The 22,309-nt window shown below is 64.5% G+C and carries 25 protein-coding genes and 1 other RNA gene; 15 read left to right on the plus strand and 11 right to left on the minus strand.

What is annotated here, in order from left to right; genetic code table 11:
- Positions 1-82 precede the first annotated feature (82 nt).
- Positions 83-1,201 carry a DUF2336 domain-containing protein gene (locus BM118_RS11745; protein WP_177234218.1) on the plus strand — a complete coding sequence of 373 codons (1,119 nt, stop codon included), beginning with the start codon at positions 83-85 and terminating at the stop codon, positions 1,199-1,201.
- A gap of 47 nt (positions 1,202-1,248) precedes the next feature.
- A complete protein-coding gene (locus BM118_RS11750; RefSeq protein ID WP_092185362.1) occupies positions 1,249-1,491 on the plus strand; it encodes a hypothetical protein in 243 nt (80 codons plus the stop codon).
- Positions 1,492-1,732: 241 nt separating this feature from the next.
- Here BM118_RS11750 and BM118_RS11760 read toward each other — a convergent pair whose 3' ends face one another.
- Positions 1,733-2,749 (minus strand): zinc-dependent alcohol dehydrogenase family protein, encoded by a 1,017-nt coding sequence (locus BM118_RS11760; RefSeq protein ID WP_092185364.1) that lies wholly within the window; start codon positions 2,747-2,749, stop codon positions 1,733-1,735.
- Between the two features lie 164 nt (positions 2,750-2,913).
- On the opposite strand from BM118_RS11760, the gene BM118_RS11765 reads away from it, so the two are divergent.
- Together BM118_RS11765 and BM118_RS11770 are read left to right on the plus strand one after the other, a co-directional pair.
- Positions 2,914-3,810, plus strand: a complete 897-nt coding sequence (locus BM118_RS11765) for a LysR family transcriptional regulator (protein ID WP_092185366.1) — start codon at positions 2,914-2,916, stop codon at positions 3,808-3,810.
- A 133-nt stretch (positions 3,811-3,943) separates the two neighbouring features.
- The gene (locus BM118_RS11770; RefSeq protein WP_244550127.1) at positions 3,944-4,312 is read left to right on the plus strand and encodes a cupin domain-containing protein; all 369 of its coding nucleotides are present in this window, start codon (positions 3,944-3,946) and stop codon (positions 4,310-4,312) included.
- Positions 4,313-4,383: 71 nt separating this feature from the next.
- Here BM118_RS11770 and BM118_RS11775 read toward each other — a convergent pair whose 3' ends face one another.
- The 3 genes from BM118_RS11775 to BM118_RS11785 form a co-directional block, all read right to left on the minus strand.
- Positions 4,384-5,835: a type II and III secretion system protein family protein gene (locus tag BM118_RS11775; RefSeq protein ID WP_441299754.1), complete on the minus strand. Its 1,452-nt coding sequence runs from the start codon at positions 5,833-5,835 to the stop codon at positions 4,384-4,386.
- A gap of 257 nt (positions 5,836-6,092) precedes the next feature.
- Entirely contained in the window at positions 6,093-6,590 is a 498-nt protein-coding gene (locus BM118_RS11780) for a GNAT family N-acetyltransferase (RefSeq protein WP_177234220.1), read from the minus strand.
- Positions 6,591-6,736: 146 nt separating this feature from the next.
- On the minus strand, positions 6,737-7,126 hold the full coding sequence (locus BM118_RS11785) for a DoxX family protein (protein WP_092185368.1): 390 nt from the start codon (positions 7,124-7,126) through the stop codon (positions 6,737-6,739).
- A gap of 154 nt (positions 7,127-7,280) precedes the next feature.
- On the opposite strand from BM118_RS11785, the gene BM118_RS11790 reads away from it, so the two are divergent.
- Positions 7,281-7,661 (plus strand): winged helix-turn-helix transcriptional regulator, encoded by a 381-nt coding sequence (locus BM118_RS11790; protein ID WP_092185370.1) that lies wholly within the window; start codon positions 7,281-7,283, stop codon positions 7,659-7,661.
- A 209-nt stretch (positions 7,662-7,870) separates the two neighbouring features.
- Here BM118_RS11790 and feoB read toward each other — a convergent pair whose 3' ends face one another.
- The 7 genes from feoB to ssrA all read right to left on the minus strand — a co-directional run bounded on the left by feoB (position 7,871) and on the right by ssrA (position 13,405).
- Positions 7,871-9,742, minus strand: coding sequence for a ferrous iron transporter B (gene feoB / locus BM118_RS11795; RefSeq protein WP_092185372.1), 1,872 nt, complete (start codon positions 9,740-9,742; stop codon positions 7,871-7,873).
- A 33-nt stretch (positions 9,743-9,775) separates the two neighbouring features.
- On the minus strand, positions 9,776-10,051 hold the full coding sequence (locus BM118_RS11800) for a FeoA family protein (RefSeq protein WP_092185374.1): 276 nt from the start codon (positions 10,049-10,051) through the stop codon (positions 9,776-9,778).
- Between the two features lie 115 nt (positions 10,052-10,166).
- A complete protein-coding gene (locus BM118_RS11805; protein WP_014493044.1) occupies positions 10,167-10,421 on the minus strand; it encodes a ribbon-helix-helix domain-containing protein in 255 nt (84 codons plus the stop codon).
- Positions 10,418-10,606 (minus strand): DUF4169 family protein, encoded by a 189-nt coding sequence (locus tag BM118_RS11810; RefSeq protein ID WP_092185375.1) that lies wholly within the window; start codon positions 10,604-10,606, stop codon positions 10,418-10,420. The genes BM118_RS11805 and BM118_RS11810 overlap by 4 nt, the downstream gene beginning before the upstream one ends.
- A gap of 276 nt (positions 10,607-10,882) precedes the next feature.
- Positions 10,883-12,316 carry a class II fumarate hydratase gene (fumC, locus tag BM118_RS11815; protein WP_092186147.1) on the minus strand — a complete coding sequence of 478 codons (1,434 nt, stop codon included), beginning with the start codon at positions 12,314-12,316 and terminating at the stop codon, positions 10,883-10,885.
- Positions 12,317-12,405: 89 nt separating this feature from the next.
- Positions 12,406-12,924 carry an SspB family protein gene (locus BM118_RS11820; RefSeq protein ID WP_092185377.1) on the minus strand — a complete coding sequence of 173 codons (519 nt, stop codon included), beginning with the start codon at positions 12,922-12,924 and terminating at the stop codon, positions 12,406-12,408.
- A 113-nt stretch (positions 12,925-13,037) separates the two neighbouring features.
- Positions 13,038-13,405, minus strand: a transfer-messenger RNA (tmRNA) gene (ssrA, locus tag BM118_RS11825).
- Between the two features lie 84 nt (positions 13,406-13,489).
- On the opposite strand from ssrA, the gene BM118_RS11830 reads away from it, so the two are divergent.
- The 10 genes from BM118_RS11830 to hflC all read left to right on the plus strand — a co-directional run bounded on the left by BM118_RS11830 (position 13,490) and on the right by hflC (position 22,306).
- Positions 13,490-14,095 (plus strand): chromate transporter, encoded by a 606-nt coding sequence (locus tag BM118_RS11830; protein WP_092185379.1) that lies wholly within the window; start codon positions 13,490-13,492, stop codon positions 14,093-14,095.
- Entirely contained in the window at positions 14,092-14,622 is a 531-nt protein-coding gene (locus tag BM118_RS11835; RefSeq protein ID WP_092185381.1) for a chromate transporter, read from the plus strand. The genes BM118_RS11830 and BM118_RS11835 overlap by 4 nt, the downstream gene beginning before the upstream one ends.
- 94 nt (positions 14,623-14,716) lie before the next feature.
- Entirely contained in the window at positions 14,717-15,478 is a 762-nt protein-coding gene (locus tag BM118_RS11840; RefSeq protein WP_092185383.1) for a tripartite tricarboxylate transporter TctB family protein, read from the plus strand.
- A gap of 7 nt (positions 15,479-15,485) precedes the next feature.
- Complete coding sequence (locus BM118_RS11845; RefSeq protein ID WP_244550128.1) at positions 15,486-17,000, plus strand: tripartite tricarboxylate transporter permease; 1,515 nt, start codon at positions 15,486-15,488, stop codon at positions 16,998-17,000.
- Between the two features lie 170 nt (positions 17,001-17,170).
- A complete protein-coding gene (locus tag BM118_RS11850; RefSeq protein ID WP_092185387.1) occupies positions 17,171-18,151 on the plus strand; it encodes a tripartite tricarboxylate transporter substrate binding protein BugD in 981 nt (326 codons plus the stop codon).
- A gap of 171 nt (positions 18,152-18,322) precedes the next feature.
- On the plus strand, positions 18,323-19,117 hold the full coding sequence (locus BM118_RS11855; RefSeq protein WP_011089252.1) for a thymidylate synthase: 795 nt from the start codon (positions 18,323-18,325) through the stop codon (positions 19,115-19,117).
- A gap of 5 nt (positions 19,118-19,122) precedes the next feature.
- Entirely contained in the window at positions 19,123-19,608 is a 486-nt protein-coding gene (locus tag BM118_RS11860; protein ID WP_092185390.1) for a GNAT family N-acetyltransferase, read from the plus strand.
- Positions 19,608-20,117 (plus strand): dihydrofolate reductase, encoded by a 510-nt coding sequence (locus BM118_RS11865; protein WP_092185392.1) that lies wholly within the window; start codon positions 19,608-19,610, stop codon positions 20,115-20,117. The genes BM118_RS11860 and BM118_RS11865 overlap by 1 nt, the downstream gene beginning before the upstream one ends.
- Before the next feature lie 153 nt (positions 20,118-20,270).
- On the plus strand, positions 20,271-21,413 hold the full coding sequence (hflK, locus tag BM118_RS11870) for an FtsH protease activity modulator HflK (RefSeq protein WP_092185394.1): 1,143 nt from the start codon (positions 20,271-20,273) through the stop codon (positions 21,411-21,413).
- Positions 21,410-22,306 (plus strand): protease modulator HflC, encoded by an 897-nt coding sequence (gene hflC / locus BM118_RS11875; RefSeq protein ID WP_092185396.1) that lies wholly within the window; start codon positions 21,410-21,412, stop codon positions 22,304-22,306. The genes hflK and hflC overlap by 4 nt, the downstream gene beginning before the upstream one ends.
- Positions 22,307-22,309: the final 3 nt, after the last annotated feature.

Raw genomic sequence — 22,309 nt, forward strand, 5'->3', positions numbered from 1 at the left:
TTCCCTAGTGTCGGTTGCCAGAGGAATTCGGCGTCGCGCCAACACAGGCGGGACGGCTCGACCAAGAACTGGGGTGATCGACATGAACGGGGCGAAATCGCTTCTACAGGATCTGGACGACGCGATCGCGCGCGGCACCGACGAAAGCCGGGCACGCGCGTTGTGGCATGCGACCGACATCCTGATCACCGGCCGCTACAGCGACGACGAGATCAGCATGTTCGGCGAGGTCATCGGCCGGCTCGCCGACGAGATCGAGGTTGCCGCGCGGACGCAGCTCTCCGAATTGATGTCGGCCTGCGATCACGCCCCGCTCAACGTCATCGAAAAGCTCGCTCTCGACGACGAGATCGCGGTCGCCGGTCCCGTGCTGCGCGACTCCACCCGCATCGACGAGAAGATGCTGGTCGAGAGCGCCCTGACCAAGAGCCAGTCGCATCTGCTCGCGATTGCCCAGCGCAAGTCGATCGGCGAGGCCGTGACCGACGTGCTGGTCAAGCGCGGCGACCAGGAGGTCGTGACGTCGGTCGCCAAGAACGAGGGCGCACGCTTCTCCGGCTCGGGCCTGCTGCACATGGTCCGCCGCGCCGAGGGCGACTCGATTCTTGCCGAGCAGCTTGGCCTGCGCAAGGACGTGCCGCGCCACATCTTCCAGCAGCTGATCTCGAAAGCGTCGGAAGACGTCCGCCGCCGGCTCGAGAGCGAGCGCCCCGAGATGATGGCGCAGATCCAGAGCTCGGTGACCGAGGTCACCGGCGATCTGCAATCCAAGTTCGGCCCGTCCTCGCGCAGCTATTTCGTCGCCAAGCGCGTGGTGACGACGCAGTACCGCCAGGGCAACCTCAACCAGGATTCGATCTCCAACTATGCGCGCCAGCACCGCTTCGACGAGGTGCAGATCGGCCTGTCGCTGCTGTCGGCGCTGCCGGTCGACGTGATCGAGCGCGCGCTGATGGACCGCAACCGCGAGATGATCCTGGTGCTGTGCAAGGCGCTCAACTTCTCCTGGGACACGACGATGTCGCTGCTGTTCCTCGGCGCCAAGGATCATCTGATCACCGCGCGCGAGCTCCAGGACAATGAGCGCGAGTTCAGCCGGCTCAAGAGCGAGACCTCGCGCAGCATTCTGAAGTTCTACCAGTCGCGCAAGACCGGCGCGGGTGCCGATGCGGGCCGTCAGCCCGAGCTCCAGGTTCACTAAGCAGGTCCACTGAGCATCATCCGGGAATTGGCAGGGGAGTATTTGCAATGTTGCCTCAATTCGGCACCGCCGTTCGCAAGAAGAACCTCAACAACGCCTTCGCCCCCGATGTCGGCGGCGGAGCTCCGGACAAGGCCTCGGTCGACGCCGCCTGGCTCGTGCTGGAAGCCGCCAACGATCTCGGCGATCACGCCGCGATCGACGCCTGCCGCCGCGTCATCGACGCCGAGCTGAACGGCACGGTCGCCGGCAGCTCGGATATCGATCTCGTGCTGGGATATTTCAGGTAAGATTCCATCCGCGCTACACGACGGCTTCCACCGTCATTGCGAGGAGCTCGCGACAAGATTGCGAAGCAATTTTGCGCTGATGCGACGCGACGGCTGATCTGCACGACGCTTGATCTGCATCGGCTGACTCCCTTGCTTCGACACGCCGGGCTCGCTCATTGTTGCCGATCGGGACGTGGAGACGACGGCGAAGGAGCCTGCTCCCGCGATCACGCGGCGTCGCGAGATCATGCATTCGCCCTCAGACGGTGATCATCGTCTTGATCGCGCGCCGCTCGTCCATGGCGCGGTAGCCCTCGGCCACGTCGGACAGCGGCAGCGTGAGATCGAAGACCTTTCCGGGCTTGATCTTGCCGGCGAGAACGCGGTCGATCAGATCCGGCAGGAAGCGCCGGACAGGGGCCGGTCCGCCGAGCATGCGTCGCTGCGCGAAGAACATCGCCTGGCCGTCGAAGGTCACGCCGTGGGGCACGCCGACATAACCGATCGAGCCGCCGGGCCGCGTGCACTCGATGGCCTGCGTCATCGACTCCTGCATGCCGACACACTCCAGAACGGAATCGGCGCCGACGCCGCGCGTCAGCTCCTTGATGCGGGCAATGCCCGCCTCGCCGCGCTCCGCCACGATGTCGGTCGCCCCGAACTCGATGGCGAGCCGTTGGCGGGCCTCATGGCGGCTCATGGCGATGATCCGCTCCGCCCCCATCGCTTTGGCCGACAGCACGCCCATCAGCCCGACGGCGCCGTCGCCGACCACGACGACGGTCGATCCCTCACGGACGTTCGCGGCGTCGGCGGCATACCATCCCGTGCCCAGCACGTCGGAGGTCGCGAGCAGATCGGGGATGAGATCGGGCGACGGATGCTCCGCGGTTGCAACCAGCGTGCCGTCGGCGAGCGGCACGCGCGCGTACGGCGCCTGCGCGCCGGACATGAACTCGCGCTGGACGCATGAGGAATGGAATCCAAACCGGCAATGCGGGCAGGTGTTGTCCGAGATGCAAAACGAGCCGACGACGAACTGTCCGGGCCGCACCGTCGTCACCTCGCGCCCGACCTCCATGACGACGCCGCAATATTCGTGGCCCATATGGGCGCGGCCGTCGATAGGTTGCAGACCCCGGTAGGGCCAGAGATCCGAGCCGCAGATGCAGGTGGCCGACAGCTTGATGATGGCATCGGTGGGTTTGAGGATTTTGGGGTCGTCGACCTGTTCGCACCGGACATCGCCGGGACCGTACATGAGTGTTGCCAGCATTGCAGGACGCTCCGGGTTTGGATGTCAGAAGAGCTCGGGGCCGGACAGCCCGAAGGCTGCGGCCAGCAGGAGATAGCGGCCCGCTCCCAACCTGATTAGATGGAATAGTCCGCTTGCATTGATCGATCAGGCGCATAAATGGAGGCTTTCAGCGGCGGACGGCGATGCCCAGGTACGACTTCAACGATCTCTTGTGGTTCCTCATCGTCGCCAAAGAGCGCAGTTTCACGAAGGCGGCCGCCAAGCTCGGCATCGCGCAGTCGACCCTGAGCCACACCATCAAGCGGCTCGAAGACCGGATAGGTATCCGGCTCCTGATGCGTACGACCCGCAGCGTCGGTCTCACCGAAGCCGGCGAGCGGTTGAGGCTGTCGATGGCTCCGCGCATTGCCGAGATCGAGGCCGAGATTGCCGATCTGATGGCGTTCCGCGACAAGCCCTCGGGGCGGATCCGGATGACGGTTTCGGAGCATGCGCTCCAGAGCGTGGTGTGGCCCAAGCTGCAGCCGATCCTGAAGGACTATCCGGACATCAAGCTCGAGATCAGTCTCGACAACGGATTTCGCAACATCGTCGAGGAGGGATTCGACGCCGGCGTCCGTCTCGGAGAAAGCGTCGAAAAGGACATGGTCGCCGTGCGGATCGGGCCGGATTGGCGGCTGGTGGCCGTGGGCTCACCCGGCTACTTCGCCGAACGCGGCACGCCGGAGCACCCCCACGACCTCGTGCGGCACAATTGCATCAACCTGCGGCTGGAAAGGGCAGGCGGGCTCTACGCATGGGAGTTCGCGAAGGACGGCCAGGAGCTTCGGGTCCGGGTCGACGGGCAATTGACGTTCAACACCTCCTACGCCCAGGTCGATGCCGCGCTGAAAGGATACGGCATCGCCTATGTGCCGGAGAATGTCGTGCAGCGGCACATCGTGTCAGGGGACCTCGCGCTGGTCCTCGACAACTGGTCGCCGGTGTTCGACGGATACCACATCTACTATCCAAGCCGGCGCCAGAACTCGCCGGCCTTCAAGGTCATCGTCGACGCGCTGCGCCATCGCGGGGAGTGATGGCGGGAAGGACGCACTGCCTGTTCACGCTCGGTTGTCGGCCGATGACGCGCAGCCATGGCGGCGTGGCCGAGCGAGGGTTAGAAGTAGCCAAGTCTACGACTCAACGCTCGACGAGACAGGTGCCCAATGTGTGAACGTACCGACGGTCAGGCAAGCGCTCAACAAGCCGGGTTTGCCGGTGTCACGCGCAAGGTTCTCGAACGTCTTCCATTGCCGGGCAATCACCAGGAACTCATGGTCGTCGAGGTCACCTAATCCGCCGGGTGGCGCCGCGCCGCTTCACCGGCATCCCGTTGCGGGCGCGGTCTACATCGTCGAAGGTGTCGCCGAGTCCGCCTATGGCAGCGACGAACCGCGACAATACCGGGCGGGCGAGACGTTGCAGGATCGGGCGGATCTTCCACACACCCTGTTTCGCAATTGCGATCCGGAACGTCCGCTCCGTTTCCTGACCATCTACGTGCTCGAACCCGGACGCTCCTACACGCTGGAGCCATGAGGTCGCTGCCGTTGCGAGCAACGGCTGTGAACCGGGGAATCCTGAATGCGCGGTAACGGCGGCGGCCAGCCTCAATCGATGATGAATCCGACACCGTCGGTCTGCCGTTGCGGTTTCGGGCGGCTTGCGGTGGTGCCATAGAGACGATTGATGGTGCCGAGGAGATTGGCCTCCGGATCACTCACATTGGCGAAACCGTCGTCCGGCCTGGACAAGTCTTTCGGGTTTGTCGCGCGAACGATATAGGGCGTCACAAGGACGACCAGCTCGCTCTGATTGTTCACGAAGTCCTGGCTCCGGAACAGAGCGCCGAGAACCGGCAATTGCATCAGGCCGGGTAATCCGTTCACGGCCCGCTTGGTCTGGTCCTGGATGAGGCCCGCGATCACCATGGATCCTCCGGAGGGAATCTCGAGCGTGCTTTCCGCTCGCCGTGTCTTGATGGAGGGTACAGTCAGCGAGTTGGTCGTCGTGTCGCTGACGGCTTGAGACAGGGTAATCGAATGTTCGTTGGACAGCTCCGAGACTTCGGTCATCAGGTGCAGGCTGATGCGTCCTTCGGAGAGAACGACGGGGCTGAAATTGAGAGCCAGCCCGAATTTCTTGAAGCTGATCTGTGTCGTGCAGACATGGGTGGTTGGGTCGCAGGAATAGCCCGCCGGAACGGGAAACTCGCCGCCGGAGACAAAGGTGGCCGACTCTCCTGAAACCGATGTCAGCGTTGGTTCGGCCAGGGTGCGCATGACGCCCGCGGTTTCCATCGCCCGCAGCGTCGCCGTCGTTCCGCCGGCCGACAGCGTCACATTGTTTCCTGACACCAGGTTTTGGCCATAGGCGGTGAACGGATTCGAGTTGGTCAGGCTCACGGCAGTGGTGCCCGAGCTGAGGCTGGTACTGAGATCGATCCCGAGCTGCTTGACGATCGAGCGCGATACTTCCGCAACCGTCACCTTCAGCATGACCTGGTCACGGGCCTGCACGACGAGGGAGTTGACGACCTTGTCTGTGGATCCCACGAGGCGAGCCGCCACGTCATTGGCCTGTTGCGCTTCGACCGGGGTCGCGACCGTACCCGTGAGCATCACGCCATCGCCGATGCCCTCGATCCGGATATTTGAACGCGGAAACATCTGCCGCAACGTGGCGCGTGCACCGTTGAGATCCCGTTTGACGGCGACGTCATAGGCAACCATCTGCTGGCCGGCGGAATCGAAGAAGACGATGCTGGTCTGGCCGACGGCCGCGCCAATGATATAGGCCCGCTGCGCGGAGCGGACCACGGCATTGGCGATCTTGGGATCGGCGACCAGGATATCCCTGGCATCCCGCGGCAGGTCGACCACGATCGATTTGCCGACGCCGAGTGAAAGGAATTGATAGTTCGACTGCGGCGCTGCGGTTTCCGGTTGAAGACGATGCGCCTCGCCGGCGAAAGCCGCGACCGCCCTCCAGCCCAGAAGGGCTGCGAGCACCGGGACAGTCGAGCGCCACCGGCGCCGAGCTCGCGGCGATTGCCTGTTGATGCTGCTCACGCAAATTCGTTGATGCACTCTGACGGCTCCAGACTCGGATTCGCTCCCCAGCGCCGCCTGCTTGAACGGTCGGGGGTGTGACGTCAGGCGCGCGCGGGAATGACCGAAACAAATCTGCGGCCGGCGATACGTTCGGAATGTCGGGAAACAGAACGCTGGACGCCGTTACGCAAGCGCCACGATGTCGCCGCCTGCAATTGCGCGAAGCGACAGCGGCATCTTGGCCGGCGCCATTGCCCTTGCGGCCATCACCGACGGGTGCGGTAAATCACGACGTCTTCGCCGTGATGGAGCGTGCTGCGCTCGAGGAGATAGTTCGATTTCTCCAGCACGCGGCGGGAGGCAGCGTTCCCGACGAACACCAGGCCGATGAGCGAGGGCAGCGCGAGTTGCGACAGCCCGATATGCGTCAGCGCCGCCGCGGTCTCGCTCGCAAGTCCCTGGCCCCAGAGACTGCGCTTGAACGTGTAGGCAATCTCGATCTCGTCGATGCCGTCCACGAGAATGTGCCTGATGCCCGCCCGTCCGGCGAACTGCCCGTCTCTCGTTCGCAGCACCCAGAGCCCGAAGCCGTGCTGGTCCCAATGGGCCATGTTGACGGCGAGATAAGTCTTCGTTGTCTCGGCCGAGCGCACGCCGCCGAGATAACGCGACACCTCGGGATCGAGGTGGAGGGCAACGAGGTCTGCGTGGTGATGTTCGCGCAGTCTCTCGGCGGTGAGGCTGGCGGTGGTGAAGTGTTCCATCAAACCAGAAAGCCGATTCCGGGGTCGGTCGTCGCTCGCTGCGCCGATGCGCGCCGATAATGCTATCGTGCTCCTGTTTTGCCCGACGGGTCAACCCGCTTGCGGCCGTAGCCCGGATGGAGCGCAGCGCAATCCGGGCTCCGGCGTCAGAACATCACCGCTTGCGCGCAAGGTGAGGCGACGTCACGAGCGGCGTTCTGCGTGACGAACGAGGAGGCCAACAGGACGAGGCCCACCGCAGCGGGGAGTGCCCCACCGGGCTTCCGCACTCCGACATGCGCGAGTCCGGACAACAGCAGGTGATAGAAGATGCCGGCATAGGCGAGATCGCTCAACGTTACGCTGACGCGTAACAGGATCGCGGCTGGGCCCAATATTTTCACGGCAACCATGAACGGCACGAGGTAGGCCGGGTAACCGAGTTCGCCGAGGACCTGCCGGACCCAGTCTCCCTTGGTGAGGTACATGTAAGCAGAGGTCAGATACAGCAGGCACAACAGCGTCGTGCTGATCCAGTAGGTGTAAATTGCAGCCATGAGGTCTCATCGATCGCCGCCGAAAAGCGGTGATCCCTCCTTCGTCTGGTTGGTTCGCGTGGATGCGCAACCTTCATCGGCGCGCCGGCATCGTGTGTCGAAAATGCTAAGCAAGATCGATCTTCACAAGTAGGATGAATAACTCGCGGTAAGTATGGAAAAGCAGACTATGACCGATCAGGCGATCAACATGCATGAGGAGATGCGGCGCGCGTTCGCACTGCTCTCAGGCAAGTGGAAGCTGGAGATCATGTGGTTGCTCAACCAGCGGATCTACCGCTTCGGGGAGCTGCGCAAGGCGATCCCCGGCATCACGCAGCACATGTTGACGGCACAGCTCCGCGAACTCGAAGCGGACGGCCTGGTATCGCGCACCGTGTTCGCGGAAGTGCCGCTGCGGGTCGAATACGAGATCACCGAAAAGGCGCGTGGGCTGGGTCCGACCATGGAGGCGCTGACGGTCTGGTGGACCAAGTATGGAAAGAGCGTGCCGGCGAAAGCGAGCGCGCGCGCCCGCAAGGCCAAGCGCGGTTAAATTTTTGCGCGGAGGCGCCGACACGGGCCGATGATGCCATCATGCCAGTGTTTTGCCCGACGGTGCAACCGAGGCAGTCCGCAGCCCGGATTTGCTGCGCTCCATCGGGGCTACGGTCGGATGATTCTCGCGCACACGTAAGCCATTGATTTCACGACCCCCGTCTACTGTGCATGGGGTTGTTTTCGCAGTTTTTAGTTTCGAGGCGGCTATCCCGCTCCCAGCGCCACCGCGACGTTGTAGGTCACGAGGCTCGCGGCATAGGCCAGCACCAGCATGTAGGTGAAGGTCACCGCCATCCATCGCCAGCTTCCGGTCTCGCGCCGGATCACGGCCAGCGTCGAGGCGCATTGCGGGGCGAAGATGTACCAGGCCAGCATCGACAGCGCGGTCGCGAGCGACCATTTCGTCGCCAGCACCTGGCCGATCTGCTCGGCCGCTTCCTTGCCGCCCTCGATCGCATAGACGGTGCCGAGCGCTGCGACCGCGACCTCGCGCGCCGCCATGCCCGGGATCAGCGCGACCGCGATCTGCCAGTTGAAGCCGACCGGGGCGAGCAGCGGCTCGAGCGCCTTGCCGATGATCGCCGCCAGGCTGAAGTTGATGGCGGGTTCGGTAGCGCCTGCAGGCGGCTGCGGGAACGAGGCCAGGAACCAGATCAGCACCATCATCGAGAAGATCGTGGTGCCGGCGCGGTGCAAAAACATCTTCGCGCGCGTGTAGACACCGATCGCGATCGATTTCAGGCGCGGCATCTTGTAGTCCGGCAGCTCCAGCATGAACGGCGCCGGCGCGTAGTCGCGCAGCATGAAGAACTTGATCAGGAACGAGACGGCAAGCGCGCTGGTGATGCCGGCGACGTAGAGGCCGAACATCACGAGGCCCTGGAGGTTGATGAAGCCCCAGACGTCCCTGGCCGGAATGAAGGCGGAGATGATCAGCGTGTAGACCGGGATGCGCGCCGAGCAGGTCATCAGCGGCGCGATCAGGATCGTGGTCAGCCGGTCGCGCTTGTTGTCGATCACGCGCGTCGCCATGATGCCGGGAATGGCGCAGGCGAAGCTCGACAGCAGCGGAATGAAGGCGCGGCCGTGCAGGCCGGCACCGCCCATGATGCGGTCCATCAGGAAGGCGGCGCGCGCCATGTAGCCGAAATCTTCCAGCAGCAGGATGAACAGGAAGATGAGGATGATCTGCGGCAGGAACACGATGACGCTGCCGACGCCGGAGATTACGCCGTTCTGCAGAAAACTCTGCAGCAGGCCGGCGGGCAGGGTGTCGTGTACGAGTTCGCCGAGCACGTCGAAGCCTGATTTGAGCAGGTCCATCAGCGGCTGCGCCCAGGCGAACACCGCCTGGAACATCACGAACAGGATCAGCGCCAGCACGATCAGCCCGCCGACGGGATGCAGCACCACCGCGTCGATCCGCGCGGTCCAGGTGTCGGGCCGGCTCGGCAGGCTGACGCAATCGGCGATGATGCGGTCGGCCTCGCGCTGGGTGGAGCGCAATTCGGCGACGCTGAGTGCGCGCCAGCTGTTTTCCTGCGGCTCGGCGGCGAGCCTGGCCGAGATCTCGTCGGTCAGCGTCAGGAGGTCGGCCGTGCCGCCCTTGCGCACCGCGATCGAGGTGACCACGGGCACGCCGAGCTCCTTGGCGAGCCGCTCGACGTCGACAGTGATGCCGCGGCGCGTGGCGATGTCGAACATGTTGAGCACGAGGATCATCGGCCGGCCGGTGCGCTTGAGCTCCAGCAGCAGGCGGATGGTCAGGCGCAGATTGGTGGAATCGGCCACGCACAGCACGAGGTCGGGCACGATCTCGCCGGTGGCCTTGCCGAGCACGAAGTCGCGGGTGATCTCCTCGTCCGGGCTGCGGCCGCGCAGCGAATAGGTGCCGGGCAGGTCGACCACCGAGACCTGGCGTCCCTGGGGCGTGACGAAGAAGCCTTCCTTGCGCTCGACGGTGACGCCCGGATAGTTCGCGACCTTCTGCCGGCTGCCGGTCAGGGCATTGAACAGCGAGGTCTTGCCGCTGTTTGGCGTGCCGACCAGGGCGAGATGCAGCAGAGGTAATTCCATGGGATCACTGGTCCGGGATGCGGCGTCCGGTCGCTAGGCGACGATGATGGCCATGGCTTCGCGCCGGCGGACCGCGATCGTGATGCTGTCGACCCGCACGGCGATGGGGTCGCGCCCGACCAACCCCTCGTGCAGGACCTCGACCCGGGCCCCCTCGACGAAGCCGAGCTCGATCAGCCGGCTCTCGAGCTCGATGTCCGAGAGCGCCGAGCCGGTGTCCCTGGCGGACAGGTGCTGGATGACGCCGGTGTAGCCGCGCAGGGCCAGACCCAGCGGCAGGTGAGGGCGCGTATCATTGGTGTCGGTCATGCCCTGTATTTTCAACGCAGGGCATTGAGGTCAAGCGCGCTTGCCCGCCGAAACTGCACCTTAGAGTGATTTTAAAGTGCAGATCCCGGTGCGCGTCGGAAAGTCGCCTCGGCGGTTACTGAGCCGGGACCTTTTCCGGCTGGATGGCGGCCATGGCGCGGCTCTTGAAGTAGTCCAGCACGAACAGGCGGATCGCCGAGGACAGATTGCCCTGCTGGCGATTGCCGTCGATCTCGCCGACGAGCTCGGACAGCGTCATGTTGCGCAGGCCCGAAATCTCCTTCATGCCGTTCCAGAACGCCTCTTCCAGGCTGACGCTGGTCTTGTGACCGGCGACGACGATCGACCGTTTCACGACGGGCGATTTCATGGCTGCTCCTCGCGATCGATCTGATGCTGGTCCAGGTGCTCCTTCGCCCTGTCCGCGCGCGTCTCCTCCGCCGACCGCTCCGCCTTCGTGCGGCCGAACTTCGCCCGATTGGCGTCCGCCTGCTTCGCCGAGGCTTCCCGCTCGGCGCGCTTCCGGAAACGATTCAGGTTGATGACGTTCCCCATGCCGCGTCTCCATCATCCGATCCTCTTCAGGCAGGATGAAACATTCCGAAACGAGGCGCCGCGTCGCGCCCCACAAGACTTGATTGTCATTTGCTCGTCCTCGTCAATCGGCCCCTCGGGCCATCAAACGATGAATTTCGCCCCGCCAAGGGCAGAATGGCTGCGTAACACGCCGTCCTTCCGAAACATTGACGGTAATCAAATCCTGTCCTTTAAGCCTTACAATTATGAGCTTTTTGGCTCCGTATCATTACGGATGACTATCGGAATTCGGAATTACCCCGGTTTCGTCATCTTCTCCGGCTGCACCAAACGGTCGAACTCGTCCGCTGTGACGAAGCCGAGCCGCAGCGCCTCCTCTTTCAGCGTGGTGCCGTTGGCATGCGCCGTCTTCGCCACCTTGGCGGCATTGTCGTAGCCGATCTTCGGGGCAAGCGCGGTCACCAGCATCAGCGAGCGCTGCATCAGCTCACTTATGCGCTTTTCGTCGGCGCGGATGCCGCTGACGCAATGTTCGGTGAAGGAGCGCGCGGCGTCGGCCATCAGGCGGATCGAGTGCAGCATGTTGTAGGCCAGCACGGGCTTGTAGACGTTGAGCTCGAAATGGCCCTGGCTGCCGGCGACCGTGATCGCGGTGTGATTGCCGAACACCTGGCAGCACACCATGGTCATCGCCTCGCATTGCGTCGGATTGACCTTGCCCGGCATGATCGAGGAGCCGGGCTCGTTCTCCGGCAGGATCAGCTCGCCGAGGCCCGAGCGCGGGCCCGATCCGAGCAGGCGGATGTCGTTGGCGATCTTGAACAGCCCTGTCGCGACCGAATTGATGGCGCCGTGCGCCAGCACATAGGCGTCATTGGAGGCCAGCGCCTCGAATTTGTTGGCGGCGCTGGTGAAGGGCAGTTTGGTGATCCCGGCGACGTGCCTTGCGAACAGTCTTGCAAAGCGCGGCTTCGAGTTGAGGCCAGTGCCGACGGCGGTGCCGCCCTGCGCCAGCGGATAGAGCTCCTTCACCGCGACCTTGAGCCGGGCGATGCCGCTTTCGACCTGCGCGGCATAGCCGGAAAACTCCTGGCCGAGCGTCAGGGGCGTCGCGTCCTGGGTGTGGGTGCGGCCGATCTTGACGATCTTGGAAAACTCCTTCTCCTTCTTGCGCAGCGCGCGGAGCAGCTCGCCAAGGGCAGGAACGAGATCGGCGGTGATGCGGCTTGCGGCCGCGATATGCATCGCGGTCGGGAACGAGTCGTTCGACGACTGGCTCATGTTGACGTGATCGTTGGGATGCACCGGCTTCTTGGCGCCGAGCTCGCCGCCGAGCAGCTCATTGGCGCGGTTGGCGATCACCTCGTTGAGGTTCATGTTGGTCTGCGTGCCCGAGCCGGTCTGCCACACGACGAGTGGAAAATGATCGTCGAGGCTGCCGTCGATCACCTCGCGTGCAGCGCGGATGATGGCATTGGCCCGGCGCTGGTCGAGCAGGCCGAGTTCGCGGTTGGACTGCGCCGCGGCGAGCTTGACGATGCCGAGCGCATGCGCGAGCGAGATCGGCATGCGATCCGTGCCGATGCGGAAATTCTGCCGCGAGCGCTCGGTCTGCGCCCCCCAATAGCGATCGGAGGGGACCTCGATGGGACCGAAACTGTCGGTCTCGATGCGGGTCGTGGGGCGGGCGGTCTTCGAGCGGGCAGTTTTGGCCATGAGCACATCCATTCCGCCGCGCGAAATGCCGCGCGGCCTCTTCATGTGCTCTTCTATATAGGCAGTCGGGCCGGGCGCGAGGTCTCGCGCGGCAGCCTAGATCATTTCTTGCGGAAACGATCGAGCCGCACGACTTCGGCGCCGCCCTGGCTCGGCGGGGTCGGCTCTTCAGCGGTCTCCGCCTTTTCCATGGCGGGCGTGGGCACCGACACGGCCGAAGGGGCAGGGGCCGCGGGCAACGTCTCCGGCGCGACCTCGGCGACATCGGAGGTGTCGAACTGGAGGCCGAATTTCACGGACGGATCGAGGAAGCTCTTGATGGCGCTGAACGGCACCACCAGCCGCTCCGGAATGCCGCCGAACGACAGGCCGACCTCGAAGCGGTCCTCGAGCACGGTCAAATCCCAGAACTGGTGCTGGAGGATGATCGTCATCTCTTCCGGATATTGCGCCAACAAGCGCGACGACAGCTTCACGCCCTCGGCCTTCGACACGAAGGTGATGAAGAAATGATGCTCGCCCGGCAGTCCATGGGACGCGGCGTCGGTCAGCACCTTCCGCAGCACGCCGCGCAGCGCGTCGCGGGCCAGCACATCGTATCGGATATGATCGGTCGCCATGGTGGTCCTGTTGCATTCCAGGAGTTGGGCCCTGCCGGCCCGACTCGCCAAGCCGCAATAGTACCGCGCCTGACGGGTCAGCAGGAGTCCCCGCCGGGAGGAAATCAAAGGTAAGTGGAGGCTTCTGTTGCCAGGTGCCTCCGAACCCCGCCTAACGGAGCTTAACCCGTTAGGACTTTAAGATGGTCTTTCAAACTGCGTTACGCAGCCTGAGCAACCGGAGCAAAGTTGTCGTTGGCAACTATTGCAGTAGCCCGATAACGGCGGAACAATACCGGGAAAAAGCACGCCCTTTACGCCCTCGTCGATCCTATTTCGCCCCCGCCAAAACCCGCTTCTAGGGCTAGCCCGTCGGTGGGCTTTGGTGGAGGCGCCGGGTACCGCCCCCGGGTCCGAATGGTTTATTACGACGACCGTTTATTTCCATAGCCGGCGAACCGGCACCCCCAATATAGGGGGCAAAGGTTTAGAAAGACAGGGGTTTGGCGCCGGCACGGCGCGGTTCCCTTTGGATAGGTTCCGGACAGCCTTGGCCTCGCGGCGGCCCTCGTTCTAAGCTCCTGACATGTCCCCGGATTCAGCACCGGCCGCCCAAGAGCCGGATCGTGTCCCAATCAGCGGCCCTCCGCCCAGCCTGGCCGCGCTGTTCGTGGCCTTCGCCCGGATGTCCCTGGCCGGTTTCGGCGGGGTCCTGGTGTTTGCCCGGCGGGCGATCGTCGAGCAGCACCGCTGGATGACGGAGAACGAGTTCAACGAAACCTTCGCGCTCTGCCATTTCCTCCCCGGGCCCAACATCGTCAATCTGTCGATGGTCTTCGGCGCGCGGCTGCGCGGGATTGCAGGCGGCGTTGCCGCCTTTGCCGGGCTGCTGCTGCCGCCGACACTGATCATGACCGTGCTTGCGATCATCTACGCCCGGTTCGGCGATGTGGAGGTGTTGCGCCGCATCCTCGCGGGCATCTCCTGCGCGGCGGTCGGCCTCCTGATCGCGGTGGTCTTCCGCATGATGACGCCGCTGTTCAAGCGGATGGACGCGGTTGCGCTCATCCTGATGCTCGGCGTGTTCCTCGCCATCGGCGTGCTTCGCCTGCCGCTCCAGGCGGTGCTGCTGGTCGCGATCCCCGTGAGTGTCGGCGCCACCTTCCTCCTGCGGCGGAAGGTAGCAGCGTGAACGCCGAGAACCCGATCTGGGCGCTGATCTCCACCTTCGCTCTGATGTCGCTGTTCGCGGTCGGCGGCGCCGCGGCGGCGGTGCCCGAGATGCACCGCATCGCGGTCGACGTGCATCACTGGATGACCGACAAGCAGTTCACTGATGCCTATGCGATCGCGCAGCTCTCGCCAGGTCCGAACGTGCTTATCGTGACGTTAATCGGCTATGCGGTCGCCGGCATCCCCGGCGCGCTGGCGGCGACGCTGGCGATGTGCCTGCCGACCGCGCTGGTTGCCTATTATGTCAGCCGGCTCTTGAACCGGCCGAGCCAATCGCGCTGGCCCGGCCTGATCCAGGCTGCATTGGTTCCGCTCTCGATCGGATTGATGGCGGCGAGTGCCCTGATCCTGGCCCAGGCGACCGATCGCACGATTGCTGCGCTGCTTCTGACCGCGATGGTTGCGGTGCTCGCAGCGGTCTCGCGCATCAATCCACTATGGCTTCTGCTCGCCGGGGGCTTGTTGGGTTTTGCTGGCATTGTGTAATGAAAATCGCTAGGCAGTGATCCGGGCGAGGGATCCGTTTCCAGCCGATTAGAACAACACTGCGCGTGACTTACGGGTCGCGGAGGAGACATGCATGGCCGATACGATGGGCCACTCAGCGACAGCCACCCGAAACACCTCGGTGGCGCTCGGCTTTTGTCTGCTGGCCATTGCGCCGCAGATCTTCGAATTCATCTGGTCGATCGGGACGATTTTTGGCTGGGGCGCGGGACGCGGCCCGGCCACCGTCCTGATCAGCCACGCCACCGCGCTGGTCGCGGGCGCTCCCGCGGCACTGATCGGATCGGTCGGCGGTGAGACCAAGAAGGCGTCATCCGACGTGCTGCTGGCGCTGATCTATTCCTATCCGATCTTTGTGGTGGCGATCCTCACGCTGTTCATGACGATCCGGTCGGCCCAGGATTATGTCGGCGGCGTCATTCTGATGGCGCTCGCGCTGTTCGCGCTGTGGGCCTCGAGCGATTTGCAGGGCATGCGCGGCTTCTCCTTCGGTGCGGGCACCGCGCCGCGCATGTTCGGCGGACTGCTTGTCGCCTTGTCCGCCGGCATCGCCTTGACCGGCCTTCTGACCGATGGGCCGGCGATGGCCCATTATTCCTGGCGCGGGCCGCTGTTCGTGATGGCCTCGATCGTGTTTTTCGCCCTCGCGATCCGGCCGCTCGGCCTCGTGGTCTCGGCCTTCGTCAGCTTCATGATCGCGGCGATGGGCTCGCATGAGACGCGCTGGCTCGAGGCCGCCATCGTCGGCGCCTGCTTGACGCTCGGCTGCGCGCTGCTGTTCCCCTACGTGCTCGGGCTACCGATGCCGATGTTTCCGCGTTTCCTGATCCAGTGAGGGCGTGATGGATATTTTTGCCAACCTCGCCCACGGCTTCGCCGTCGCGCTTTCTCCGATCAACCTCCTGATGTGCCTGATCGGCGCCCTCGTCGGCACGCTGGTCGGCGTCCTCCCGGGTATCGGTACCATCGCCACGGTCGCGATGCTGCTGCCGATCACCTTCGGACTGCCGCCGGTCGGCGCACTGATCATGCTCGCCGGCATCTATTACGGCGCGCAATATGGCGGCTCGACCACGTCGATCCTGGTCAACATACCCGGCGAGGCGACATCGGTCGTCACCGCCATCGACGGTCACCAGATGGCCAAGCAGGGCCGTGCCGGCCCGGCGCTGGCGATCGCCGCGATCGGCTCGTTCTTCGCCGGCTGCGTCGCGACCGTGCTCATCGCCGTGCTCGGCGCGCCGCTGACCAAGCTCGCGCTGGCCTTCGGCCCGGCCGAGTATTTCTCGCTGATGGTGCTCGGCCTGATCTTCGCGGTCGTGCTGGCCAAGGGCTCGGTGCTGAAGGCGATCGCGATGATCGTGCTCGGCCTGCTCATGTCGATGGTCGGCTCGGACATCGAGACCGGCGCCTCGCGCATGGCCTTCAACATTCCGGAGCTCGCCGACGGTCTCGGCTTTGCGACGGTGGCGATGGGCGTGTTCGGCTTTGCCGAGATCATCCGCAACCTCGATGCCGGCGCCGAGATGAACCGCGACCTCGTGCAGCAGAAGATCACCGGCCTGATGCCGACCAGGAAGGATCTGCGCGACTCCGCACCCGCGATCCTGCGCGGCACCGTGCTCGGCTCGATCCTCGGCATCCTGCCGGGCGGCGGCGCCGTGATCGCGTCCTTTGCGGCCTATACGCTCGAGAAGAAGATCGCCAAGAACCCGTCGCGGTTCGGCCGTGGCGCGATCGAGGGCGTGGCGGCGCCGGAGAGCGCCAACAACGCGGCGGCGCAGACCTCCTTCATCCCGCTGCTCACCCTCGGCATCCCGCCGAATGCGGTGATGGCGCTGATGGTGGGTGCGATGACCATCCATGGCATCGTGCCGGGTCCGCAGGTGATGCAGAAGCAGCCGGACCTCGTCTGGGGCATGATCGCCTCGATGTGGATCGGCAATCTGATGCTGATCATCATCAACCTGCCGCTGGTCGGAATCTGGGTCCGCCTGCTGCGCGTGCCTTACCGGCTGATGTTCCCCTCGATCGTGATCTTCTGCGCGATCGGCATCTACTCGGTGAACAACGCACCGGTCGACGTCATCCTCGCCGGCGTGTTCGGTCTCGTCGGCTACTGGCTGATCAAGCACGATTTCGAGCCGGCGCCGCTGCTGCTCGGCATGGTGCTCGGACCGCTGATGGAAGAGAACCTGCGCCGCGCACTGCTGATCTCGCGCGGCGACTGGAGCGTGTTCCTGACGCGTCCGCTGTCGGCAGTGCTGCTGGCGGTCGCGGCGAGCCTGTTGATCCTCACGGTGCTGCCCGCGCTGCGCGCCAAGCGCGACGAGGTGTTCACCGAATCCGAGAACTGATCACGCCTGCGTCGTCGCGGCGCCCTGCGTCCGCGCGCCGCATTCGGAAGTCGAATCGACTTGTGTGATGTCTTCGTGACATGAAAATGCCGGCCCTCGTGGCCGGCATTTTTGTTTGTGTCCCAAGGGATCCGACAAGAGATCGACAAGGGACCGACAAGGGGATCGACATGACCTTTATCCGCGTGCTCGCGGGCGCATGTGCCGCGGCGGCCGCATCGCTGTGCGCTGTTGTCGCGCCGTCTCAGGCGCAGACCTATCCGACGCGCGGCATCACCATGATCGTGCCGTTTGCGGCCGGCGGCCCGACCGACGTCGTCGCGCGCATCGTCACCGCGCACATGGCGCAGACGCTCGGGCAGAGCATCATCATCGAGAACGTGGTCGGCGCCGGCGGCACCACCGCGACCGCGCGGGCCGCGCGCGCGGCCAATGACGGCTATACGCTGATCACGGGACATATGGGCACCCATGCCGCATCCGTGCCGCTCTATCCGAAGCTCGCCTATCATCCGGAGAGAGACTTCGAGCCGATCGCGCTGCTCGCGGGGACGCCGATCCTGATCCTTGCGCGCAAGGACTTTCCGCCGAAGGACCTGAAGGAGTTCGTCACCTACGTGAAGGCCAATGCCGAGAAGGTGAACGCGGCGCATGCCGGCGTCGGCTCGGTCTCGCACGTGTCCTGCGAGCTCCTGCACTCCATCCTCGACATCAAGCCGGTCGGCGTGCCCTTCAACGGCACCGGCCCCGCGATGAACGCCCTGGTGGCGGGGCAGGTCGACTACATGTGCGACCAGATCGTCAACGCCGTGCCGCAGATCAACGCCGGCACCATCAAGGCCTATGCGATCGCAACGGCCGAGCGCAATCCGTCGCTGCCGAACGTACCGACGACGACGGAAGCCGGCCTGCCTGCGTTCCAGGCCCAGGCCTGGAACGCGATATTCGCCCCGAAGGGAACTTCGCCGGCGATCGTGGCGAGCCTGAACGCCGCCGCCGTCAAGGCGCTCGACGACGGGACCGTGCGCAAGCGGCTGCTCGAGCTCGGCAGCGTCATCCCCGGTCCGGCGGACCGGACGCCGCAGGCGCTGGCGACCCTCGTCAAGAACGAGATCGCAAAGTGGACCCCTGTGCTCAAGCCGGCCAGTTAACCAGCACAATCAAGCCGATAGAGGAGGGGCGGGACGCGAGTTCCGCCCCTTGCCGTTTGCACCGGAAACGCTCACTTTTTCCGGGTATAATCGGTGGAGGCAGCGAATCGCCGCTGTCGCAGCGCGGGGGTGGCCGCTAAGTTCGCCGCCTCCCCAAAGGCTCTATGGCACATGCACCAGTATCAGGACCTGCTCGAGCGGATTCTTTCAGACGGCGCCGAGAAGACCGACCGGACCGGCACCGGCACGCTCTCGGTGTTTGGCCATCAGATGCGCTTCAATCTGTCGGCCGGCTTCCCGATGCTGACCACCAAGCGGCTGCCGCTGAAGGCGATCGTGCACGAGCTGTTGTGGTTCCTGAAGGGCGACACCAACATCAAATATCTGCGCGACAACGGCGTCACCATCTGGGACGAGTGGGCCGATGCCAATGGCGATCTCGGCCCGGTCTACGGTCATCAGTGGCGCTCGTGGCCCGCGCCGGACGGACGCAGCATCGACCAGATCGCCAACGTCGTCGACATGATCAAGCGCAATCCCGATTCACGGCGCCTGATCGTCTCGGCCTGGAATCCGGCCGAGGTCGACAAGATGGCGCTGCCGCCGTGCCATTGCCTGTTCCAGTTCTATGTCGCCAACGGCAAGCTGTCGTGCCAGCTCTATCAGCGCTCGGCCGACGTGTTCCTGGGCGTGCCCTTCAACATCGCCTCCTATGCGCTGCTGACCATGATGGTGGCGCAGGTCACCGGCCTGAAGCCCGGCGACTTCGTGCATTCGTTCGGCGACACCCATCTCTATTCCAACCATCTGGAGCAGGCGAAGCTCCAGCTCACGCGCGCGCCGCGGGCGCTGCCGGTGATGCGGATCAACCCCGATGTGAAGGACATCTTCTCCTTCCGCTTTGAGGATTTCGAGCTCGTCGGTTACGATCCGCATCCACACATCAAGGCGGAAGTCGCGGTCTAGCGCAGATGTCGCTCAATATCCGCCGCGTGCGTCCTGGTGAAGCCGGGCTGGTTCTTGCCTTCATCCGCGAGCTCGCCGAATACGAGAAGCTCTCGCACGAGGTCGAGGCGACCGAGGCTGACATCGCGGACGCGCTGTTCGGCGAGAGACCGCAGCTCTATTGCGCGATCGCCGAATGGAACGGCGAGGCGGTCGGCTTTGCGGTGTGGTTCGCCAACTTCTCCACCTTCAGCGGCCGTCACGGCATCTATCTCGAAGATCTGTATGTGCGGCCGTCGCATCGGGGCAAAGGCCTCGGCAAGGCCCTGCTGGTCTATCTCGCGAAGGAGTGCGTCGAGAACGGCTGGTCGCGCCTGCAATGGGCGGTGCTCGACTGGAACGCGCCGTCGATCGCGTTCTACAAGTCGCTCGGCGCCGTCATGATGGACGACTGGACGCTGTGCCGCGTCACCGGCCCTGCGCTGACGCGGCTTGCGGGGAGCGAGACCTGATGGAAATCGTCTTCGTCGTGGCGATCGCCGAGAATGGCGTCATCGGCGCAGGTAACGCGATTCCGTGGCGGCAGAAGTCCGACATGGCGCGCTTCAAGGCTCTGACGATCGGCAAGCCCGTGATCATGGGCCGCAAGACCTTCGAATCCCTGCGCCGGCCGCTTCCGGGCCGCACCAACATCGTGATCACGCGCGATGCGGCCTATCGCGCCGCCGGTGCCGTCGTCACGACATCGGCCGTGGATGCGGAGGCGATTGCGCGCGGCGATGCCCTGCGGCGTTCGGTCACCGAGATCGCGGTGATCGGCGGCGCCGAGATCTTTCGGCAATGGCTGGATCGTGCCGATCGCCTCGAAATCACCGAAGTGCATGCGCGCCCCGAAGGCGACACGCATTTCGGCATCGACACGGCAGAATGGGAGGAGACGGCGCGCATCCGTCATCCTGCCGGACCGGACGACAGCGCCGATTTCTCCTATGTGACATATCGTCGGCGGCCGCGCCATTAACCGCATTCGCCAATGTTAACATTGACTTTTCTGCCCCCGGGCTTAGCTGCAAAGGCAGCCCGGGCTGCGTTGTAAGGGACCTGCCTGTCCCCTATAAAGCCGGACCGGACAAAGCGGGCGGGGGCAATTTTACCCTGCCGAGGAGAGCGTCGAATGCCGTGGAAGAATCAGGGCGGTGGCCCATGGGGCTCGGGTCCTAAGGGACCATGGGGCTCAGGCCCGCAACCGGTCGGGCCGAGGCCGCCGGATCTGGAAGACCTTCTGCGGCGCGGCCAGGACCGCCTCCAGCAGATCATGCCGGGTGGCTATTTCTCCGGCGTCGGCATCACGCTGATCATCCTGATCATCATCGCGTTCTGGCTGCTGTCGGGCTTCTTCCGCGTGCAGTCCGAAGAACGCGGCGTCGTGCTGCGCTTCGGCAAGCATGTCCGCACCGTGGATCCGGGCCTGAATTATCATCTGCCCTATCCGATCGAGACAGTGCTGCTGCCCAAGGCGCTGCGCGTCTCGACCATCTCCATCGGCATGACGCTGATCGACGATCCGGCGCGGCGCGGCCGCTCCATTCGCGACGTGCCGGAAGAGAGCCTGATGCTCACCGGTGACGAGAACATCGTCGACGTCGACTTCACCGTGCTGTGGCGCATCAAGCCCGACACCGCCGGCGTCGGCGACTTTCTCTTCAACATCCAGAACCCCGAGGGCACCGTGAAGGCGGTCGCCGAGAGCGCGATGCGCGAGGTGATCGGCCGCTCGCAGATCCAGCCGATCCTCACCGGTGCGCGCAACGTCACCGAACAGGGCGTCCAGGAACTGATCCAGAGGACTCTGGACAGCTACGGCGCCGGCATTCAGATCAGCCAGGTGCAGATGCAGAAGGTCGATCCGCCGGCGCAGGTGATCGACGCCTTCCGCGACGTGCAGGCGGCACGCGCCAATCTCGAGCAGCTGCAGAACGAAGCACAGACCTACGCCAACCAGGTGGTGCCGCAGGCGCGCGGACGTGCGGCGCAGATCATGCAGGCCGCCGAAGGCTACAAGGAGCAGGCGGTTGCCGAGGCCAAGGGCCAGAGCTCGCGCTTCCTGAAGGTTTACGAGGAATACAAGAAGGCGCCCGAAGTGACGCGTGAACGGATCTACCTGGAGACGATGGAGCGCGTGCTCGGCGGCGCGGACAAGCTCGTCTATGACGGCGGCCCCTCGGGCCAGGGCGTCGTGCCCTATCTGCCGCTGGGTGAATTGACGACGAAGCGGCCTCCCGCCGCCGGTCAGCAGTCGGGCGGAGGCAGCCGATGAGGTCTCCGGTCACAGGTATCGTCACCCTCCTCGGGTTCCTGCTCGTCGTGATCGTCGGCTACATGTCGCTGTTCACGGTGCAGCAGACCGAGCAGACCATCGTGCTTCAGTTCGGCAAGCCCGTCGACGTCGTCACCGCTCCCGGCCTGCACTTCAAGGCGCCGTGGAATTCGGTGATCAACATCGACAAGCGGATCCTCGATCTGGAGAACCCGTCGCAGGAAGCGATCGCATCCGACCAGAAGCGGCTCGTGGTCGACGCCTTCGCGCGCTACCGCATCAAAGATGCGTTGCGCTTCTATCAGAGCGTCGGTTCGATCCAGGCCGCCAACATCCAGCTCACCACGCTCCTGAATGCGGCGCTGCGCCGCGTGCTCGGCGAGGTCACCTTCATCAACGTGGTGCGCGACGACCGCGAGAAGCTGATGCTGCGTATCCGCGACCAGCTCGATCGCGAGGCCGACGGTTACGGTATCCAGGTCGTCGACGTCCGGATCCGGCGCGCCGACCTGCCGGAGCAGAACAGCCAGGCGGTCTACCAGCGCATGAAGACGGAACGCGAGCGGGAAGCCGCCGAGTTCCGGGCGCAGGGCGGCCAGAAGGCACAGGAGATCCGCTCCAAGGCCGATCGCGAGGCGACCGTGATCGAGGCGGAAGCCAGGTCGCTGGCCGAGCAGACCCGCGGCGTCGGCGATGCCGAGCGCAACCGCCTGTTCGCGGAAGCCTACGGCAAGGATGCCGACTTCTTCGCCTTCTACCGGTCGATGACGGCCTACGAGAACGGGTTGCGCGCGAACGACACCCGCTTCCTGCTGCGGCCGGACTCGGATTTCTTCCGGTTCTTTGGTAACCCGTCCGGCAAGGCGGCGACCGCGACGCCGGCAAAGCCGTAAGCC

The organism is Bradyrhizobium sp. cf659 (assembly GCF_900113725.1).
Classification (GTDB): Bacteria; Pseudomonadota; Alphaproteobacteria; order Rhizobiales; family Xanthobacteraceae; genus Bradyrhizobium.

What these genes read in the sequence shown, in the direction of transcription:
- BM118_RS11840 (WP_092185383.1), top strand. Translation starts at nt 14,717, where the DNA reads ATGGCCGATACGATGGGCCACTCAGCGACAGCCACCCGAAACACCTCG.
- hflK (WP_092185394.1), top strand. Translation starts at nt 20,271, where the DNA reads ATGCCGTGGAAGAATCAGGGCGGTGGCCCATGGGGCTCGGGTCCTAAG.
- fumC (WP_092186147.1), bottom strand. Translation starts at nt 12,316, where the DNA reads ATGGATGTGCTCATGGCCAAAACTGCCCGCTCGAAGACCGCCCGCCCC.
- BM118_RS11805 (WP_014493044.1), bottom strand. Translation starts at nt 10,421, where the DNA reads ATGAAATCGCCCGTCGTGAAACGGTCGATCGTCGTCGCCGGTCACAAG.
- BM118_RS11850 (WP_092185387.1), top strand. Translation starts at nt 17,171, where the DNA reads ATGACCTTTATCCGCGTGCTCGCGGGCGCATGTGCCGCGGCGGCCGCA.
- BM118_RS11845 (WP_244550128.1), top strand. Translation starts at nt 15,486, where the DNA reads ATGGATATTTTTGCCAACCTCGCCCACGGCTTCGCCGTCGCGCTTTCT.
- BM118_RS11800 (WP_092185374.1), bottom strand. Translation starts at nt 10,051, where the DNA reads ATGACCGACACCAATGATACGCGCCCTCACCTGCCGCTGGGTCTGGCC.
- BM118_RS11780 (WP_177234220.1), bottom strand. Translation starts at nt 6,590, where the DNA reads ATGGAACACTTCACCACCGCCAGCCTCACCGCCGAGAGACTGCGCGAA.
- BM118_RS11855 (WP_011089252.1), top strand. Translation starts at nt 18,323, where the DNA reads ATGCACCAGTATCAGGACCTGCTCGAGCGGATTCTTTCAGACGGCGCC.
- BM118_RS11790 (WP_092185370.1), top strand. Translation starts at nt 7,281, where the DNA reads ATGGAAAAGCAGACTATGACCGATCAGGCGATCAACATGCATGAGGAG.
- BM118_RS11810 (WP_092185375.1), bottom strand. Translation starts at nt 10,606, where the DNA reads ATGGGGAACGTCATCAACCTGAATCGTTTCCGGAAGCGCGCCGAGCGG.
- BM118_RS11820 (WP_092185377.1), bottom strand. Translation starts at nt 12,924, where the DNA reads ATGGCGACCGATCATATCCGATACGATGTGCTGGCCCGCGACGCGCTG.
- BM118_RS11760 (WP_092185364.1), bottom strand. Translation starts at nt 2,749, where the DNA reads ATGCTGGCAACACTCATGTACGGTCCCGGCGATGTCCGGTGCGAACAG.
- feoB (WP_092185372.1), bottom strand. Translation starts at nt 9,742, where the DNA reads ATGGAATTACCTCTGCTGCATCTCGCCCTGGTCGGCACGCCAAACAGC.
- BM118_RS11745 (WP_177234218.1), top strand. Translation starts at nt 83, where the DNA reads ATGAACGGGGCGAAATCGCTTCTACAGGATCTGGACGACGCGATCGCG.
- BM118_RS11765 (WP_092185366.1), top strand. Translation starts at nt 2,914, where the DNA reads ATGCCCAGGTACGACTTCAACGATCTCTTGTGGTTCCTCATCGTCGCC.
- BM118_RS11865 (WP_092185392.1), top strand. Translation starts at nt 19,608, where the DNA reads ATGGAAATCGTCTTCGTCGTGGCGATCGCCGAGAATGGCGTCATCGGC.
- BM118_RS11830 (WP_092185379.1), top strand. Translation starts at nt 13,490, where the DNA reads ATGTCCCCGGATTCAGCACCGGCCGCCCAAGAGCCGGATCGTGTCCCA.
- BM118_RS11785 (WP_092185368.1), bottom strand. Translation starts at nt 7,126, where the DNA reads ATGGCTGCAATTTACACCTACTGGATCAGCACGACGCTGTTGTGCCTG.
- BM118_RS11750 (WP_092185362.1), top strand. Translation starts at nt 1,249, where the DNA reads ATGTTGCCTCAATTCGGCACCGCCGTTCGCAAGAAGAACCTCAACAAC.
- hflC (WP_092185396.1), top strand. Translation starts at nt 21,410, where the DNA reads ATGAGGTCTCCGGTCACAGGTATCGTCACCCTCCTCGGGTTCCTGCTC.
- BM118_RS11860 (WP_092185390.1), top strand. Translation starts at nt 19,123, where the DNA reads ATGTCGCTCAATATCCGCCGCGTGCGTCCTGGTGAAGCCGGGCTGGTT.